Genomic DNA, 17,180 nt, shown 5'->3' on the forward strand with positions numbered 1-17,180 from the left:
GTTTGCAGATGTTTATTTATGACGTTCTTTTAATTTTTCAATCACATCGCCCCAAGTCAAATTGGCATCCTGCAACAATACGGTTAAATGGTAGGCTAAATCCGCCGCCTCACAAATGGTTTCTTCGCGATCTTCTACTGTCGCTGCCAATGCGGTTTCAACCCCCTCTTCACCGACTTTTTGCGCAATACGTTTTGTGCCTCGTGCATAGAGATGTGCGGTGTAAGAGCTTTCAGGATCAGAGCCTTTACGGCTGGCGATCAAGCGTTCTAGCTTGCTGAAAAAAATCCAATCCGGCTCGTTGTTATTTTCAAATTGATGAAAACAGCTTTCTGCTCCTGTATGACAGGTTTCACCAATAGGATCGGCAAGGATTAATAGCGTATCATTATCACAATCTAAACTCATATCCACCACATTGAGGAAATGCCCCGAGGTTTCCCCCTTTGTCCATAAACGTTGTTTAGTGCGTGAATAAAAAGTGACTTTCCGTTCCGCAAGGGTTTTCTCAAGAGCTTCCGCATTCATATAACCTAGCATTAACACTTCACAGGTGGTTGCATTTTGTACGATAACAGGGAGCAAACCGCCTACTTTTTGCCAATTAATTTGTTCTGTTAATAATTTATTGCTCATTTTATTCCTAACCTCTCACTTCAATTTTTTCATTGCATAAATACTTTTTCAACTCCCCAATATCAATAATCCGCTTATGAAATACGCTTGCGGCTAATGCACCATCCACATTGGCTTCAATAAAGGCATCACGGAAATGCACCATTTCGCCCGCTCCTCCTGAAGCGATCAGTGGTACGTTGCAGACTTCCCGTACCTTTTTCAATTGAACTAAATCATAGCCTTGACGCACGCCGTCTTGATTCATCATATTTAGCACGATTTCACCTGCCCCGCGTTTTTGCACTTCTTGCACCCAATCGAGGGTTTGCCAGTTTGTTTGGCGGGTGCATTTTTCATCGCCTGTGTATTGATTGACCCAATATTTATCTTGTTTGGCATCATACCAAGTGTCGATCCCCACCACAATGGCTTGCACGCCAAAGCGATCCGCCAAGCGAGAGATTAAATCAGGATCGGCAAGTGCGGGGGAATTTATAGAAATTTTATCCGCGCCAAAGGTGAAAATTTGCTCGGCATCGGCAATAGTCTTGATTCCCCCAGCCACACAGAATGGAATATTGATCTCTTTGGCGACCCGCTCCACCCAGCTTTTATCTACGGTGCGACCGTCTGACGAGGCGGTAATGTCATAAAACACCAACTCGTCCGCCCCTTCTTCCGCATAACGTTTTGCTAGCGGCACAATATCGCCGATAATCTCGTGGTTGCGGAATTGCACGCCTTTCACAACCTGCCCATCACGAACATCTAAGCAAGGAATTATGCGTTTTGCAAGCATTATGCTCTCCTTTTATATTCTTGTAATTCAATATTACTGCTAATGTACAATGGATGATGAGGCTCTCCAGTTTTATTAATTTTCAAACAATATAAATGATTAAACATATCATAAACTTCTTTGGAGCGTCCTTTGTAAGCACCATTGTTTCCCCAAGCTACAACAATTTTTTCCGATAATCTTGCATATTCTTTTAGATATTTATTATTAAGTTCTCCAATAGGATCTTTTTCATAGTAAAGTTCATTTTGATAGGTATCTACAAATGCAAATAAATTAAGCATATAAATACCCCCATAATTCCATTTTTTAGCGTAATTGATACATTTATTTATAGTACTATCATCTTCATTTTCATCAGCAGTTGATGGATTTAATCCAATGAACATTATTTTAGGTAACGAATCGTCCCATATTCTAGATAATACATACCTGTATCTCCTATCTTCTGAGAATTTCGCATCTTTTTTCATTTGCTCCAACATTGAATTGCCTCCGCCACGTCAAATTTTCCTTCTAGTAATGCACGACCAACAATCACGCCAGCCACGCCTGTATTTTTTAAAGCAGCGATGTCTGCTAATGAGCCGATACCACCTGAGGATTGAAATTCAATCTGTGGAAAGGCGGTGCAGATTTCTTGATATAACGCCACATTCGAGCCTTGCAATGTGCCATCACGAGAAATGTCAGTGCATAGCACATGCTGTAAGCCCACTTGGCTGAAATCTTCAATCACTTGCTCTAAAGTGAGCGAGCTAGTTTCTTGCCAACCGTGAATGGCTATGCGTTTTTCACCGTCCACGATATGAATATCTAAGGCTAAAACGAATTTTTCCGCACCGTATTTTTGAAACCATTGCTTCACCATTTCAGGCTGCTTAACCGCCGTTGAACCAATGACTACACGGTTTGCCCCAACACGAAATAGATCCGCCACATCTTGTTCTGTACGAATGCCCCCGCCCACCTGAATATTGGCTTGTGTGGTGGCAATGATTTCGCCAATAAGTTTAGTTTGGCGTTGGCTCGGATCTTTCGCCCCCGTTAAATCCACCAAATGGAGTTGTTTCACCCCTTGCGATAAATAATGCTGAAATTGGGCGATAGGATTGTCGCTATATTGGGTTTGCTGGGCGTAATCCCCTTGATACAACCGCACAACCTTGCCATCAATTAGATCAAGTGCGGGGATAATTTGTGATGTTTTTTTCATTGTTGTGTTCTCTTTTGTTTTTATTAACTAAGCCATAAACGTAATTTCAACCCCCATGGGCTGCTTAATCCTGTGGTAGTGTGAACGATTTTACCGTTTTTAAATTACAGATTTTCAATAAAATTCCGCAATAATTGCTCGCCCACCTTGCCTGAACGCTCGGGGTGAAACTGCACGCCGTAAAAATTATTTTTTGCAATCGCTGCAGAAAATGGCACGCCATAATCACAGGCTGCAATGGTATTTTCATTCGGCAACACCGCATAGCTATGCACAAAATAGAAATAGCTATCTTGTGGGATATGTTCAAATAGCGGGTGGAGATCCTGATAATGCACCTTATTCCAGCCCATATGCGGCAATGGCAGCCCTTTATTTGGCAAGCGTTGCGTGTTGCCGTTAATCAGTCTAAGGGTTTTTATTTCACCTTCAGCGGAATAATCGGTCATTAGCTGCATTCCCAAACAAATGCCTAATACAGGCTGAGTGAGCTGTTGAATTGTTTCAGTTAATTGTCGAGATTGCATATTTTGCATTGCGGCTGACGCCGTTCCCACCCCCGGCAAAATAAGTTTTTTTGCACTTTGGATTTTGGCTAAATCATCGGTAATCTCCGCCTGATAGCCCAAACGGTCAAACGCAAATTTCACTGAAGAGAGATTAGCACAGCCTGTGTTGATGATAGTAATGGTTTGCATTGTTTTCTGAATTTCCTAGCTTTCTTGTTGTTTTTGTTCAAAATTTTCGATTTCTTTGCGTATTTCTGTCAGCAATAATTCTTCTGACGGCAGATAAAGTTGATATTGGCTGGCGAAAATTTGCTGTTGATTTTCGGGTAAAGAAAATTTCACCACGCTATCGTTTTTATCTGCACATAATAAGATGCCAATGGTTGGATTTTCTCGTGGCAGTTTTTCAACGCGATCAAAATAATTCACATACATTTGCAACTGCCCCAAATCCTGATGGGTTAATTTGTGGGTTTTGATTTCTATAATCACAAAGCATTGCAGCAAGCGATTGTATAAAACGAGATCCACGAAAAAATCATCGCCATCAAGATGTAAACGTTTCTGACGAGCCACAAAAGAAAAGCCGTTGCCTAATTCAAGTAAAAATTCTTGTAAGTGAGTAATAATGGCTTGTTCAAGATCTTTTTCGTAATAAGCACTTTCACGTTGCAGACCAAGAAATTCCAACACCATCGGATCTTTAATAATCTGTTTCGGATCACTGGGAACAAGCTGATTATTCGCCACTGCAAGCACGGTTTCTTTATCGTTACTCAATAATAAACGTTCGTATAAACTGCTGTTGATTTGGCGTTCTAACTGGCGAGAACTCCAATTATTTTTGATACTTTCACCAATATAAAACTCGCGTTTATCAGGATCGTTGAGGCGTAAAAGCAAGCGATATTGCGTCCAGTTTAATTGTGAACGCAGTGCGTTCACAATTGGAAACGTGCGATAAAATTGGCGATACCAATTCAGATTTCGATGAGAAAAGCTACTGCCAAATTCAGGTTCAAGTTGCTGAGCAAGATATTTGATTAAATAAGCCCCATAATCCGCCCTCTCTTGCCCTTGCTGTTCTTCTTCAAAAATACGCTTGCCAATGTGCCAATACATCAGCACACGCTGAAAATCCACCGCTCTTACCGCATTTTCACGGGATTGGGCGATGATTTGTTTGATGTCGGTGATGATATGGGTATCAGTTAGCATTTTATCTTCCTTGTTAAATTTGATTTCGATGTATTAAAAACATTCAAAAATCGCACCGCACTTTTCAATGCAGTGATTACAACACACCCTTACTACTCGGCATTTCATTGCCTTCAATACGAATGGCTTGTCTTAAGGTGCGTCCGAACACTTTAAACAGGCTTTCGATTTTGTGGTGATCGTTGTCGCCGCTGGCTTTTAAATGCAAGGTGGCAAGCATTGTAAAGGCGAGGGATTGAAAGAAATGTTCGGTCATTTCTGTGCTGAAATCGCCCACTTTATCTCGTTTAAATTTGGCTTTAAATTTGAAATAAGGGCGACCAGAAAGATCCAACACACATTCCGCTTTGCATTCGTCCATTGGCAACATAAAGCCAAAGCGGGCGATGCCACGTTTATCGCCGATGGCTTGTTTTAACGCTGTGCCGAGTGCGAGAGCGGTGTCTTCCACCGTGTGGTGTTCGTCAATATGCAAGTCCCCTTTGCAGCTGATGTTCATTCTAAAACCACCGTGAGTAGCGATTTGGTCGAGCATATGATCGAAAAAGCCCACGCCTGTGTGAATGTGGTTTATGCCCGTTTCGTCTAGCCACACTTGCACTTTGATGTCTGTTTCTTTGGTTTTGCGTTCCACTTCGGCATAACGTGGCGTGCGTTCGCCGATATTGGTAACGGGTTCAGCCAATAATTTTTCTGCGATCAAATCCCAATTCAACTTTTCTGGGTGATATTGCAAGGCTTGAATACCTAAATTTTCAGCCAATTGCACATCAGTGGTACGATCGCCAATTACAAAGCTGGTGGCAGGATCAAAAAGCTGTTTTTCAATGTATTTTTTGAGCAATTTAGTTTTTGGCTTACGGCATTGGCAGTTGTCTTCAGGCTTGTGCGGACAAATTAAAATATCATCAAATTCAATGCCTTGTGAACGGAAAAGATCAAGCATTGCATTATGCGGTTTATCAAAATCCTCTTTAGGAAAGGAATCTGTACCTAAGCCATCTTGATTTGAAACCATTACAAAGTGATATTTCTTTTGCAGTTTCAACAACGCGGGAATAACATTTTTTTCAAATTTGAGCTTTTCCAAGCTGTCAATTTGAAAATCCGTTTTCGGCTCATCAATTAATGTGCCATCGCGATCGATAAATAAGATTGATTGTTGTTTTTTCATATTATTTTCCTTGCTGTACAAATTGATTAATGGCTTCTAATGTACGGCTGTTTTCTGTTGCCGTACCGACAGTAATACGAATACAATTTTCTAAAAATAATTGACTATTTTGATTACGCAAAATAATGCCGTTATCCCATAAATATTGAAATAATTTTTGTCCGTCTTGTGCTTTAAACAGAATATAATTAGATTCACTTGGATAAACAGTATCAATAATTGGGAATTGAACCAACGCTTCACTTAATTTAACACGATTATTCAACACCTCATTAACACGTTGCTGCATTAATGCCACTCCTTGTGTAGAAAGTGCTTGGGCTGCAATATCAACGACCGGACTAGGCAATGGATAAGGAGCGATAACTTTTTGCAATACACCTATTAACTCTTCATTAGCAAGAGTAAAACCACAACGCAAGCCAGCTAAAGCAAAAGCCTTCGACAAAGTACGGATAATAGCTAGGTGTGGATAATTTTTTAACTCAGAAACCATTGTTGCATCTGGACAAAATTCGATATAAGCTTCATCAACCACCACAATTGCACGATTTTTTGTCATTTCTAGCAAAGAAATTAAATCCTCACGTTTTAATAAATTCCCAGTAGGATTATTCGGACTGCAAACAAACACAACTTTCACATTATCCAATTGACACTCAATTTCAGCTAAATTTAGTTGAAAGTCTTTAGTCAATGGCACTTTTTTGCAAGCAATTCCGCAAGTTTCTGCACTAACTGAATACATCCCATATGTTGGAGGACAATACAAAATAGCATCCTGACTCGGCTCACAAAAAGCTCTGATAATTAATTCAATACTTTCGTCTCCACCACGACTCACTAATACATTGTTCATAATCACACCAGCATAATTTGCATAAGACTGGATCACTGCCTGTGGTTGTGCTTCAGGATAACGATTAAAATTTTGAACGCTTAATGAGAAATCCGGTGAGATTGGGTATTCATTGGCATTTAGCCAAATATCTCCTTTTCCCCCCAACCGACGTGCAGATTGATAAGGGGTTAATGCCTGAATATTTTTACGAGAAAGTTGTGTAATGCTCATAATTTTTTCCTATAACTGAAAATAAAAAATCCTCTCGAAATGATCTTCCGAGAGGATTGTGATTCATAGAATGCTCGGAAGATGATTAATCTTCCACGCACCATCGCCTGAAAGATTAATCAGGTTGATGATGGTGATGATGAGCAATTCGAGAAAATTTCATTTTTTGTATCCTTAATGTTAAAACTGTCACTTACACTACTGGATCATCTACAAAAATGCAATAGATCTTTGACAAAAAATTTATTAAACCGCCCTATCCGTATAAAGCTCTATGCCTGACATCAATGACATTTTTTTCACATAGGCAGCAACTTTATTCGGAAATTCAATTCCTTTCACAATCGTTAAATTACGTAGAACCGGGAATAAGACAATATCTTCGATAGACAACTCACCAGAACTGGCTTTCGGACTAATAATCAAATCGTTCAATTCTTTAAGATCCTGATTAATTTTTGCTAAATATTGTGGGGTCTGCGCTAAATTTTCAGCAAAATTACCAATTATTTTGCTTTTTTTCATAGTGAAATATTCCACTGATTCCGGCATTGCAAACTCTTTTAAGCCGATTTGTGTAAATCGAGGAATCACTAAATGATTATAGTAACTCCCTACTTTTTGCAACCATTGACTTACCTCCTCACGAACATTTTCTTTTAAGCAAGGCTCACCATATTTTTTATCAACATAACGGACAATATCCAAACTTTCCGGCATTACCATTCCATCACTATCGGCAAGAATCGGCACTACTTTACGCCCCACCAATTGCATAGGGGTATCTTCGTGATGATTTGCCAACACAATGACATCAACCGGGATATTTTTTAAACCGAAAATCATTCTGGCACGGACACAATATGGACAATGCTCATAAGTATAAAGTCTCATTATTTACTCCTCAGTTGTGTTAGGTAACTTTAGTTAGTTTTAATACAAATCAACTGTTTTATCAAGGATTAGACTACTTTTATCTAAAAAAACAAGCTCCGAAAATTTCTTATTCTCGGAGCCTGACTTAACTGACTTTCAGTAACAATTAAAGTGAATAATACAATTCAAATTCTGCCGGATGTGGTAGTAAACGAATACGATCAACTTCTTTATTTTTCAATTCGATATAAGCTTCAATAAAGTCGTTGCTGAATACACCACCACGAGTTAAGAATTCGTGATCTGCTGCCAATGAAGCAAGCGCCTCATCTAAAGAGCCAGCTACGGTTGGGATCTCTTTTAACTCTTCAGGCGGTAAGTCGTATAAGTTTTTATCCATTGCATCCCCTGGATGGATCTTATTGATAATACCATCTAAACCTGCCATTAAAATTGCAGAAAATGCCAAATATGGGTTTGCACCTGGATCTGGGAAACGAACTTCAATACGACGCGCTTTAGGACTTGATACTGTAGGAATCCTAATTGATGCAGAACGGTTACTTGCTGAATAAGCCAACAATACTGGTGCTTCATAGCCAGGTACCAAACGTTTATAAGAGTTGGTTGTCGGGTTGGTAAACGCATTCAATGCTTTAGCGTGTTTAATTACACCCCCAATAAAGAAGAGAGAAAGTTCAGATAATCCAGCATATTTATCACCGGAGAATAAATTCACACCATCTTTACCTAAAGAGATATGGCAGTGCATACCTGAACCATTATCGCCAAAAAGTGGTTTTGGCATAAAACAAGCGGTTTTACCGTGTTCAAACGCAACATTATGAACAACATATTTATAAATTTGTGTTTCATCCGCTTTTAAAGTTAACGTATTAAAACGACAAGCAATTTCGTTTTGTCCGGCTGTTGCTACTTCGTGGTGATGAGCTTCAATCACTAAGCCCATATCTTCCATTACTAAGCACATTTCAGAACGTAAATCTTGTGAAGAATCAACCGGTGGAACAGGGAAATAACCACCTTTAGTTGCCGGACGATGACCTTTGTTTCCACCTTCATACTCTTTGTCGCTATTCCAGCTCGCTTCGATATCATCAATTTCATAGAAAGAACCTGACATTCCTGTTTTGAAACGAACATCATCAAAGATAAAAAATTCAGGTTCCGGTCCAACTAATACAGTATCTGCAATACCAGATGCTTTAAGGTATTCTTCTGCGCGAATTGCAATTGAACGCGGATCGCGATCGTAACCTTGCATTGTAGTTGGTTCATAAACATCACAACGAATAGAGAGTGTCGGAACGCTAAAGAAAGGGTCGACTAATGCACTTTCTGGAATCGGCATCAATACCATATCGGATTTATTGATAGTTTTCCAACCGGCGATAGAAGATCCATCAAACATTTTTCCATCTTCAAAAAAATCTTCATCAACAGCACTAACCGGCACAGAAACGTGTTGTTCCTTCCCTTTGATGTCTGTAAAACGAAGATCAACAAAACGAATTCCGTGTTCTTCAATAAGTTCAAAGACTTTTGCAATTGCTTGAGTGTTTGCCATAATCAATCCTCTCGTATTTGACTAGTTAATTTATAAATATAATGTTGGTTTTTTAGATTAAGATAAACAATATCCTATTTTTATTAAAAACAAAACAATTTTTTTCATTTTTAATAAAAAAATATCTAAATCAAAAAATTGTAACACCACATTATTTAATAGCCGTCTTCATTAAAACGCTGTATAATTTGCCACCTTTTCACTCGCTATACTGAAATGACAAGGCTTCAAAGGCAACAAGTATATTCAGTATAGCCAAACTATTTCAAAATACTACAAGATAATTTTTACATGAAAAACGATTTAGATATTAGTAAATTGCGTAATATTGCGATTATCGCTCACGTAGACCACGGAAAGACTACACTCGTTGATAAACTATTACAACAATCAGGCACACTGGAATCATCTCGTTCCGGTGAAACAGATGAACGAGTTATGGACTCCAATGCGTTAGAAAAAGAGCGTGGTATCACTATTCTTGCCAAAAATACCGCCATTAATTGGAATGATTACCGCATTAATATTGTAGATACTCCAGGACACGCCGACTTCGGAGGTGAAGTAGAACGTGTTCTCTCTATGGTTGATAGCGTTTTATTATTAGTTGATGCATTTGACGGTCCGATGCCGCAAACTCGTTTCGTTACCCAAAAAGCCTTTGCGCACGGATTAAAACCGATTGTGGTGATTAATAAAGTGGATCGTCCAGGCGCAAGACCAGATTGGGTTGTTGATCAAGTGTTCGATCTTTTTGTCAATTTAGGTGCAACTGATGAACAGCTCGATTTCCCGATTATTTATGCCTCTGCATTGAACGGCGTTGCCGGTTTAGATCACGACCAATTAGCGGATGATATGACACCTCTGTTTGAAGCAATTGTAAAATATGTAGCACCACCAGAAGTACATTTGGATCAACCATTCCAAATGCAAATTTCTCAATTGGACTATAACAATTACGTCGGCGTTATCGGTATTGGTCGTATCAAACGAGGTTCAATTAAACCGAACCAAGCCGTTACTATTATTGATAGTGAAGGTAAAACTCGTAATGCTCGTGTCGGTCAAGTGCTAGGTCACTTAGGTTTACAACGTTACGAAGAAGATGTTGCTAATGCTGGCGATATTATTGCATTGACAGGTTTAGGCGAATTAAACATTTCTGATACCATTTGTGATATCAACAATGTGGAAGCTTTGCCGGCGTTAACCGTTGATGAACCGACCGTAACAATGTTCTTCTGCGTAAACACCTCACCGTTCTGTGGTCGTGAAGGTAAATATGTTACCTCTCGTCAAATCTTAGAACGTTTGAACAAAGAGTTAGTACATAACGTAGCATTACGCGTTGAAGAAACTGAAGATCCCGATGCTTTCAAAGTGTCCGGTCGTGGTGAGTTGCATCTTTCCGTTTTAATCGAAAATATGCGCCGTGAAGGTTACGAACTAGCCGTTTCTCGTCCAAAAGTAATTTTCCGTGAAATTGATGGTCGTAAACAAGAGCCGTTTGAACAAGTTACGATTGATATTGAAGATCAGCATCAAGGTGCCGTAATGGAGGCGTTAGGGATTCGTAAAGGTGAAGTGCGCGATATGGTACCAGATGGCAAAGGACGCACTCGTTTGGAATATATTATTCCAAGTCGTGGTTTGATCGGCTTCCGTAATGAGTTTATGACAATGACTTCTGGAACAGGTTTGCTTTACTCAAGTTTCAGTCACTATGATGATGTTAAACCGGGTGATATCGGTCAACGTCAAAATGGCGTATTGATTTCCAATGCCACCGGTAAAGCATTGGCTTACGCCTTATTCGGCTTGCAGGAGCGTGGAAAATTGATGATTGAACACGGTGCTGAAGTCTATGAAGGTCAGATTATCGGCATTCATAGCCGTTCAAATGACCTTACTGTTAACTGTTTGCAGGGGAAAAAATTAACCAATATGCGTGCAGCCGGTAAAGATGATGCCATCGTATTGGTACCGCCGGTGAAATTCACGCTTGAACAAGCGTTGGAGTTTATTGACGATGATGAATTGGTTGAAGTCACTCCAAGCTCTATCCGTATTCGTAAACGTTTCTTAACCGAAATGGATCGCAGAAGAGCAAATCGTACGACAACCAGCACCAGTACTCGTTAATTTTTGCTGTTATCCTCCCGTTATTTTCCCTAAAATAACGGGAGTTTTTTATCTTTATTTTCATAATGTTCCAATTCACAGAACGACATATAATACGCAATATGTTACTCAATGAATTGAGCTTAATTTGGAAAAAACACCTTGCCAAATTAAGAGAAATCTACCACTGTGAGCAGTGAAATCTTAACCATTAAAGAGTTATTGATGAATACTTCGCATAAACGCCCGACATTACAACATATAGCCGATCATTTAGGTCTAACTAAAATGACTATCAGTCGTTATTTACGCAATCCAGATTCCGTTGCTGAAGAAACTCGCAAAAAAATTGCGGCGGCGATAGAACAATTCGGCTATATTCCGAATCGGGCACCAAGTATGCTCTCTAATGCTAAAAGTCGGGCTATTGGTGTTTTAGTTCCTTCATTAACCAACCAAGTTTTTGCTGATGTAATTAAAGGAATTGAAACTATCACCGATAAAGCCGGTTATCAAACAATGCTTGCTCACTATGGATATAGTCTGGGAAAAGAAGAACAGCGTGTAGAATCACTACTCTCTTATAATGTTGATGGATTAATCCTTTCAGAAAATCACCACTCCGAAAAAACCTTAAAAATGATTGAAGTGGCGAATATTCCAGTAATTGAGATTATGGATAGCCATCAGTTAGGTATTCAACAAGTTATTGGTTTTGATAATAACGTTGCTTCCCAAGCAATGGTAGAAACAATGATTCAACGTGGGCATCAGCATATTGTCTATTTTACTGCACGAATGGACAAACGAACCCATCTCAAAATGCAAGGTTATGAAATAGCAATGAAAAAACACAATTTAATACCTTATAGCCTAATCACAGAGCAGCCATCATCATTCTCATTAGGAGCAGAACTGCTTCACCAAGCATTAAAACAATATCCTCAGATTGACGGCATTATCTGTACTAATGATGACCTTGCTGTTGGTGCATTATTTGAGTGCCAACGTTTAGGAATTAAAGTACCGGAACAGATTGGTATTGCCGGTTTCCACGGACACGATGTTGGTCAATCAATGACACCTCAACTGGCTACCGTTATCACGCCTCGTCTGGAAATAGGTAAACGTGCAGCAGAAGAGTTACTTAATCGCATTAATGGTATCCCACAGCAAAGCAGTATTATTGATTTAGGCTACCATATTCATATTGGGGAAAGTATTTAGCGGTAAGTCACCGAAAGTACCTGTCATACATATAAATTATTTGTTACAAAACCGTAATTAAATGCTCATAGAAATAAGCCAAGCATATGATTAAATATATTTAAGCATCGCTGTAGTTTAAAGGAACTAAGCCCCACAGCATTTCATCGCTCCATTAAATATTTTTAACAAAATTGTCAATTTTGTGATCCCGATCATTCTGTTTTTATGACAATCATCATAACAAGGCGTATTGTTCTTAATTAAGCTAATCTTAAGTTTCAACTCATCTTGTTCATTTCTAGGAGGAAACGATGAAATCATTGAAAAAACTATTAGCTGTGAGTTTAGCTGGTGTGCTTGGTCTGTCTCTATTAACAGGCTGTAAAGAAGATAAAAAAGCACAGCAAGAATGGCCTTCAGGCCCTGTGACTATTATCACCCCTTGGGCGGTGGGCGGTTTAGCGGATCAAGTCAATCGTGCGATGTCTGAATTTGGTAAGGCTCAATTTGGTCAGCCTCTATTAGCGGATAATATTTTAGGGTCTGGTGGTGCGGTGGCACTGACGGAATATCTCAAAGAAAAACCAAATTCCACGAAAATGATTTTTGGTGGTGAAGGTAGCTTCGCCATTGCGCCATTGACAATGAAAGTAGCTTACAAATTTGAAGATTTTGTTCCTGTTATTAACGTGTATTCTTCTACCTTCATCTTGCTGACTAATCCGAGAACTGGTGTGAAAAGCTATCAAGATTTAGCCCAAGCCATTAAAGAAGGCAAGGAAATCAAAATTGGGGCAAATGGTGTCAATTCTTCAGAAGCATTACAATCTGCGGCGTTAATTGATGAAATGGGTGGCAAATTCAAAATTATCCCTTATGAAGGCGCAAACCAAGCCCTTGCAGCTGTTGTTTCTGGCGAAATTGATTTTGCGGTTACCCACGCCTCCCTTGCGAAAGAATTTGCTAAAGCGGGTAATATTATTCCGGTCATTGCTTTCGATAATAAACCGCTGAAAGATGATGTGTATGATTTGCCGAGTGTGACCCAATTTGGGCACGATACTTGGATGACCAATATCTGTGCGGTATTTATGCGTGCCGGTACCGATCCTGCCAATGTGGAAAAAGCCTACAACGCCCTAAAAAATATTATGCAGGAGCCGAAATTCCAACAAGTGGCAAAAAATATTGGCGTGAACATTGATATTCAAGATAGTCAATGGGTGAAAAGCTATATTGATTCCACGATGGTGAAAGCGAAAAAATACGCTGAGTTGGTGAAATAAACACAAATAAGGGGTAAGCAATGAAAATGAAAATTTATAAAGAATTTGTTGGTGCGGTGTTATTTTTAGGTGTTTCCACCGTCTTATGGTGGCTTATCCCTTCTCAAATTGAATTAAGTAAAAATGCAGAAGCTATTAATTCACAAACCTTCCCTAAAATGATTGTTGGGCTAATGTGGATTGCTAGTCTGATTTTATTAGTCCGTGAAATATGGCGAATGGTACGCCAAAAATCTGTCAAAGTAATGCTCTTAGATCTGCAAGAAGAAAGTCGTTCACTCTTAATCATTGGTTTGCTGATTTTATATTGGGGACTGCTCTATGTATTACCATTCTTAGGCGCATCACTGATTTTCGCGTTACTTTTCCTCTATTTAAGTCATTGTCGAAAATGGCTTTATTATCTCATTGTTGTGCTAACAATTTTAGCGATTAGCTTGGTTTTTGAATATGTGTTAGGGGTTTCTCTGCCTTAAGGAGGCATTGATGTTAGAACATTTTGTCAATGGCTTTGAAGCTTTCTTTTCTTGGAGTAGCTTCTTTTATATGAACCTCGGGCTGTTCCTTGGGATTATTTTTGGTGCTGTGCCGGGACTAACTGTAATGCTTTGTCTTGTGCTACTTCTGCCTCTTACTTATAACTTAGGCGCTATCGATTCTTTTATGTTTCTGCTTGGCATTTATTGTGCAGGCAGCTACGGCGGCTCAATCTCAGCCATTTTAATCCGTACCCCCGGAACGCCTCACGCAACGGCAACAATGATGGATGGTAATCCGCTTTCCGTGCAAGGACATTCACAAAAAGCCTTGAATATTGCCCTTTATGCCTCTTTCATTGGGGGAACATTTAGCGCCTTAGTGCTACTTTTCCTTGCGCCAGAAGTTGCCAAGGTGGCAATGAAAATGGGATCGCCTGAATATTTCCTTATTTGCGCCTTTGGCTTAACAATTATTGCGGGCGTCAGTGGTGATAGCTTGCTTAAAGGTATTATTTCTGGTTGTTTAGGATTATTCATCGCAACGGTAGGACAAGATCAAATCAGCGGTGGCACAATGCGTTTCACCTTTGATAATGTGTATCTCTATGGCGGTTTCGATTTAGTCATTGTTCTTATTGGCTTGTTTGCTTTGGTGGAAATCATCAATAAAAGCGCTTTATTCTTAAAAGAAAAAGTGCGGTCAGATTCCGAGCAAAAAATTACCTTTGAAAATGAAAAAATGAGCCGTGAAGAATGGAAAAGCATTAGTAAGCCACTCACACTTTCTTCTATTATCGGCTCAATTATTGGGATTATCCCGGGTACAGGGGCGTCAATGGCATCTTTCTTAAGTTATGATGTGGCAAAGAAAATCTCTAAAAAACCACAATTATTTGGTAAAGGTTCTATTGAAGGTATTGCTGCAGCAGAATCAGCCAATAATGCGGTGACAGGGGCAACCTTGATCCCACTTTTAACCCTAGGTATTCCCGGTGATGGTGCCGTGGCAATTATGCTTGGTGCTTTAATGATTAATGGCTTAACACCTGGGCCTAATTTATTCCAAAATCACGGCAGCACAGTCTATGCCATTATGATTGGGCTCATTTTTGTGAATTTATTTATGCTTATCCAAGGCAAATATCTCACCCGTGTTTTTGCCAAAGTGGTGAAAATTCCAAGTGTGATCCTTGTGCCAATTATTGCGGTTTTCTGCTTTGCTGGTGCTTATTCCATCAAAAATTCAATGTTTGATGTAGGTACTATCATTGCTTTCGGCATCATCTCTTATGTGATTAGTAAACTCGGATTTTCCGCCATTCCAGTATTACTCGGCTTAGTGCTTGGGGCATTAACAGAAAAGAATTTCCGCCGTTCACTGATGATTTCAGACGGTAACTGGGATATTTTCGTTACTCGTCCTTATGCCCTTGCTTTCCTTATTCTGCTCATTTTGGCATTAGTAATGATTATTTACACTAACTATAAAAAATCTAAACAAACCGACCGCACTTATAAAGTGGTCAAGGAGCTTGTAAAATGACCCGTCCAAATATTCTCTTTTTCTTTTCTGATCAACAACGCTGGGACACCATAGGCGCTTATGGTCAGCCACTTGATGTTACCCCACACCTTGATGAACTCGCTAAACAAGGGGTACTGTTTGAAGAAGCCTATTCCCCACAACCAGTTTGCGGCCCGTGCCGTGCAATTTTCCAAACAGGGCTTTATCCAACCCAAACAGGTTGTTTCCGCAATAATATTGCGCTGCCGAAAAATACCAAAACTTTAGCCGATTACTTTACTGAAAACGGCTACGACACCGCCTATATCGGCAAATGGCATTTAGCGAGTGATGGCGAATTGGAGAAAGCTCCAACAGTAGATTACACTATCACAGCTATTCCTCCTGAACGCCGTGGTGGCTATAAAGGCTTTTGGCGAGCAGCGGACGTGTTAGAATTTACTTCTCACGGCTATGATGGCTTTGTTTTTGACGAAAATATGAACAAACGTGAATTTAAAGGCTATCGTGTTGATTGTATTACTGATTTTGCCTTGGAATATTTAGATCAATATAATGGCGATAACCCCTTCTTTATGACGATTTCCCATATCGAACCGCATCATCAAAACGATCGTCAAACCTATGAAGGCCCTGAAGGCTCGAAAACACGTTTTAGCCAATATCAGCTGCCACACGACCTCAAAGTGCTAAAAGGCAATGCAGATGAAATGTATCCTGATTATTTAGGTTGCTGCTGTAGCCTTGATGATAATTTAGGACGCGTCATTGACAAATTGAAAGAAAAAAATCTGTTTGATAACACCATCATTATTTATGCCTCTGATCACGGCTCGCATTTTATGACGCGTAATAAAGATGAACATCTTAACGGTTATGATGATTACAAACGTACTTGTCATTCTTCTGCATTACACGTTCCGCTCATCATTGCCGGCCCCGGCTATCGTGGCGGTTTACGCATAAAAGATTTGGTCAGCACCGCAAGCCTGCCAAAAACCTTCCTTGCAATGGCTGGAATTAATGTCGGTGATAAAATGATCGGCGAGAACTTACACGATGTTGTAGAACATTCTGATCCACAGCGTCCAAATGAAATTTTTGCTCAAATTAGTGAAAGCCGCATCGGACGTTGTATCCGCACCGATAAATATCTCTACAGCGTCTATGCTCCTAATGTGCAAGGCGGCGAACAAGCTAGCAGCGATTACTATCGCGATGATTTTCTTTATGATTTAGATAAAGATCCATTTGAACTTACTAATGTTGTCGCTGATCCTGTTTATACGGAAATTAAAGCAGACTTACGAGAGCGGTTGTGTGAATTAATGGAAGAAGCGGGAGAAAAACGCCCTGTGATAGAAGATTAATCGCAAAAATATCGGCATAGTAGATAATATTTTCTACTATGCCAAACACTTTCTAGTTTGTGTCAGAACAAACTACTCAAATTCATCTAACCAACATAAAAAAAGGCATATAGGACA

16 protein-coding genes and 1 other annotated feature are annotated in these 17,180 nt (G+C 39.6%); of the genes, 6 read left to right on the forward strand and 10 right to left on the reverse strand.

Features of this window, described 5'->3' with window-relative positions; genetic code table 11:
- Positions 1–12: 12 nt before the first annotated feature.
- The 10 genes from hisIE to glnA form a co-directional block, all read right to left on the reverse strand.
- On the reverse strand, positions 13–636 hold the full coding sequence (hisIE, locus tag P375_RS02350; RefSeq protein ID WP_039133935.1) for a bifunctional phosphoribosyl-AMP cyclohydrolase/phosphoribosyl-ATP diphosphatase HisIE: 624 nt from the start codon (positions 634–636) through the stop codon (positions 13–15).
- Between the two features lie 7 nt (positions 637–643).
- Positions 644–1,417: an imidazole glycerol phosphate synthase subunit HisF gene (gene hisF / locus P375_RS02355; RefSeq protein ID WP_039133938.1), complete on the reverse strand. Its 774-nt coding sequence runs from the start codon at positions 1,415–1,417 to the stop codon at positions 644–646.
- The gene (locus P375_RS02360; protein ID WP_018345897.1) at positions 1,417–1,902 is read right to left on the reverse strand and encodes a DUF1643 domain-containing protein; all 486 of its coding nucleotides are present in this window, start codon (positions 1,900–1,902) and stop codon (positions 1,417–1,419) included. Before P375_RS02360 ends, hisF begins: the two co-directional genes overlap by 1 nt.
- Positions 1,887–2,633 carry a 1-(5-phosphoribosyl)-5-[(5-phosphoribosylamino)methylideneamino]imidazole-4-carboxamide isomerase gene (hisA, locus tag P375_RS02365; RefSeq protein ID WP_039133940.1) on the reverse strand — a complete coding sequence of 249 codons (747 nt, stop codon included), beginning with the start codon at positions 2,631–2,633 and terminating at the stop codon, positions 1,887–1,889. The genes P375_RS02360 and hisA overlap by 16 nt, the downstream gene beginning before the upstream one ends.
- 104 nt (positions 2,634–2,737) lie before the next feature.
- Positions 2,738–3,331 (reverse strand): imidazole glycerol phosphate synthase subunit HisH, encoded by a 594-nt coding sequence (gene hisH / locus P375_RS02370; RefSeq protein WP_039133941.1) that lies wholly within the window; start codon positions 3,329–3,331, stop codon positions 2,738–2,740.
- A 15-nt stretch (positions 3,332–3,346) separates the two neighbouring features.
- Positions 3,347–4,360: a PDDEXK nuclease domain-containing protein gene (locus P375_RS02375; RefSeq protein WP_039133943.1), complete on the reverse strand. Its 1,014-nt coding sequence runs from the start codon at positions 4,358–4,360 to the stop codon at positions 3,347–3,349.
- A 76-nt stretch (positions 4,361–4,436) separates the two neighbouring features.
- Entirely contained in the window at positions 4,437–5,534 is a 1,098-nt protein-coding gene (gene hisB / locus P375_RS02380; protein WP_039133944.1) for a bifunctional histidinol-phosphatase/imidazoleglycerol-phosphate dehydratase HisB, read from the reverse strand.
- A gap of 1 nt (position 5,535) precedes the next feature.
- The gene (hisC, locus tag P375_RS02385) at positions 5,536–6,606 is read right to left on the reverse strand and encodes a histidinol-phosphate transaminase (RefSeq protein ID WP_039133946.1); all 1,071 of its coding nucleotides are present in this window, start codon (positions 6,604–6,606) and stop codon (positions 5,536–5,538) included.
- Between the two features lie 22 nt (positions 6,607–6,628).
- Positions 6,629–6,746 (reverse strand) — a sequence feature (His leader region).
- A 106-nt stretch (positions 6,747–6,852) separates the two neighbouring features.
- The gene (grxB, locus tag P375_RS02390) at positions 6,853–7,500 is read right to left on the reverse strand and encodes a glutaredoxin 2 (RefSeq protein ID WP_039133949.1); all 648 of its coding nucleotides are present in this window, start codon (positions 7,498–7,500) and stop codon (positions 6,853–6,855) included.
- Between the two features lie 148 nt (positions 7,501–7,648).
- Complete coding sequence (glnA, locus tag P375_RS02395; RefSeq protein ID WP_039133952.1) at positions 7,649–9,070, reverse strand: glutamate--ammonia ligase; 1,422 nt, start codon at positions 9,068–9,070, stop codon at positions 7,649–7,651.
- 291 nt (positions 9,071–9,361) lie between these two features.
- On the opposite strand from glnA, the gene typA reads away from it, so the two are divergent.
- The 6 genes from typA to P375_RS02425 all read left to right on the forward strand — a co-directional run bounded on the left by typA (position 9,362) and on the right by P375_RS02425 (position 17,063).
- Positions 9,362–11,215, forward strand: a complete 1,854-nt coding sequence (gene typA / locus P375_RS02400; RefSeq protein WP_039133955.1) for a translational GTPase TypA — start codon at positions 9,362–9,364, stop codon at positions 11,213–11,215.
- A 204-nt stretch (positions 11,216–11,419) separates the two neighbouring features.
- Complete coding sequence (gntR, locus tag P375_RS02405; RefSeq protein ID WP_039133959.1) at positions 11,420–12,421, forward strand: gluconate operon transcriptional repressor GntR; 1,002 nt, start codon at positions 11,420–11,422, stop codon at positions 12,419–12,421.
- 293 nt (positions 12,422–12,714) lie between these two features.
- A complete protein-coding gene (locus tag P375_RS02410) occupies positions 12,715–13,689 on the forward strand; it encodes a tripartite tricarboxylate transporter substrate binding protein (RefSeq protein WP_039089720.1) in 975 nt (324 codons plus the stop codon).
- Positions 13,690–13,709: 20 nt separating this feature from the next.
- Complete coding sequence (locus P375_RS02415; protein WP_021461552.1) at positions 13,710–14,165, forward strand: tripartite tricarboxylate transporter TctB family protein; 456 nt, start codon at positions 13,710–13,712, stop codon at positions 14,163–14,165.
- A gap of 10 nt (positions 14,166–14,175) precedes the next feature.
- Positions 14,176–15,711, forward strand: a complete 1,536-nt coding sequence (locus P375_RS02420; RefSeq protein WP_039133962.1) for a tripartite tricarboxylate transporter permease — start codon at positions 14,176–14,178, stop codon at positions 15,709–15,711.
- Entirely contained in the window at positions 15,708–17,063 is a 1,356-nt protein-coding gene (locus P375_RS02425) for a sulfatase-like hydrolase/transferase (RefSeq protein WP_039133965.1), read from the forward strand. Before P375_RS02420 ends, P375_RS02425 begins: the two co-directional genes overlap by 4 nt.
- Positions 17,064–17,180: the final 117 nt, after the last annotated feature.

Source organism: Gallibacterium genomosp. 2 (assembly GCF_000771895.1).
GTDB lineage: Bacteria > Pseudomonadota > Gammaproteobacteria > Enterobacterales > Pasteurellaceae > Gallibacterium.

What these genes read in the sequence shown, in the direction of transcription:
- hisH (WP_039133941.1), bottom strand. Translation starts at nt 3,331, where the DNA reads ATGCAAACCATTACTATCATCAACACAGGCTGTGCTAATCTCTCTTCA.
- hisC (WP_039133946.1), bottom strand. Translation starts at nt 6,606, where the DNA reads ATGAGCATTACACAACTTTCTCGTAAAAATATTCAGGCATTAACCCCT.
- P375_RS02420 (WP_039133962.1), top strand. Translation starts at nt 14,176, where the DNA reads ATGTTAGAACATTTTGTCAATGGCTTTGAAGCTTTCTTTTCTTGGAGT.
- P375_RS02375 (WP_039133943.1), bottom strand. Translation starts at nt 4,360, where the DNA reads ATGCTAACTGATACCCATATCATCACCGACATCAAACAAATCATCGCC.
- P375_RS02410 (WP_039089720.1), top strand. Translation starts at nt 12,715, where the DNA reads ATGAAATCATTGAAAAAACTATTAGCTGTGAGTTTAGCTGGTGTGCTT.
- hisB (WP_039133944.1), bottom strand. Translation starts at nt 5,534, where the DNA reads ATGAAAAAACAACAATCAATCTTATTTATCGATCGCGATGGCACATTA.
- typA (WP_039133955.1), top strand. Translation starts at nt 9,362, where the DNA reads ATGAAAAACGATTTAGATATTAGTAAATTGCGTAATATTGCGATTATC.
- P375_RS02360 (WP_018345897.1), bottom strand. Translation starts at nt 1,902, where the DNA reads ATGTTGGAGCAAATGAAAAAAGATGCGAAATTCTCAGAAGATAGGAGA.
- glnA (WP_039133952.1), bottom strand. Translation starts at nt 9,070, where the DNA reads ATGGCAAACACTCAAGCAATTGCAAAAGTCTTTGAACTTATTGAAGAA.
- hisIE (WP_039133935.1), bottom strand. Translation starts at nt 636, where the DNA reads ATGAGCAATAAATTATTAACAGAACAAATTAATTGGCAAAAAGTAGGC.
- hisF (WP_039133938.1), bottom strand. Translation starts at nt 1,417, where the DNA reads ATGCTTGCAAAACGCATAATTCCTTGCTTAGATGTTCGTGATGGGCAG.
- gntR (WP_039133959.1), top strand. Translation starts at nt 11,420, where the DNA reads ATGAATACTTCGCATAAACGCCCGACATTACAACATATAGCCGATCAT.
- P375_RS02425 (WP_039133965.1), top strand. Translation starts at nt 15,708, where the DNA reads ATGACCCGTCCAAATATTCTCTTTTTCTTTTCTGATCAACAACGCTGG.
- P375_RS02415 (WP_021461552.1), top strand. Translation starts at nt 13,710, where the DNA reads ATGAAAATGAAAATTTATAAAGAATTTGTTGGTGCGGTGTTATTTTTA.
- grxB (WP_039133949.1), bottom strand. Translation starts at nt 7,500, where the DNA reads ATGAGACTTTATACTTATGAGCATTGTCCATATTGTGTCCGTGCCAGA.
- hisA (WP_039133940.1), bottom strand. Translation starts at nt 2,633, where the DNA reads ATGAAAAAAACATCACAAATTATCCCCGCACTTGATCTAATTGATGGC.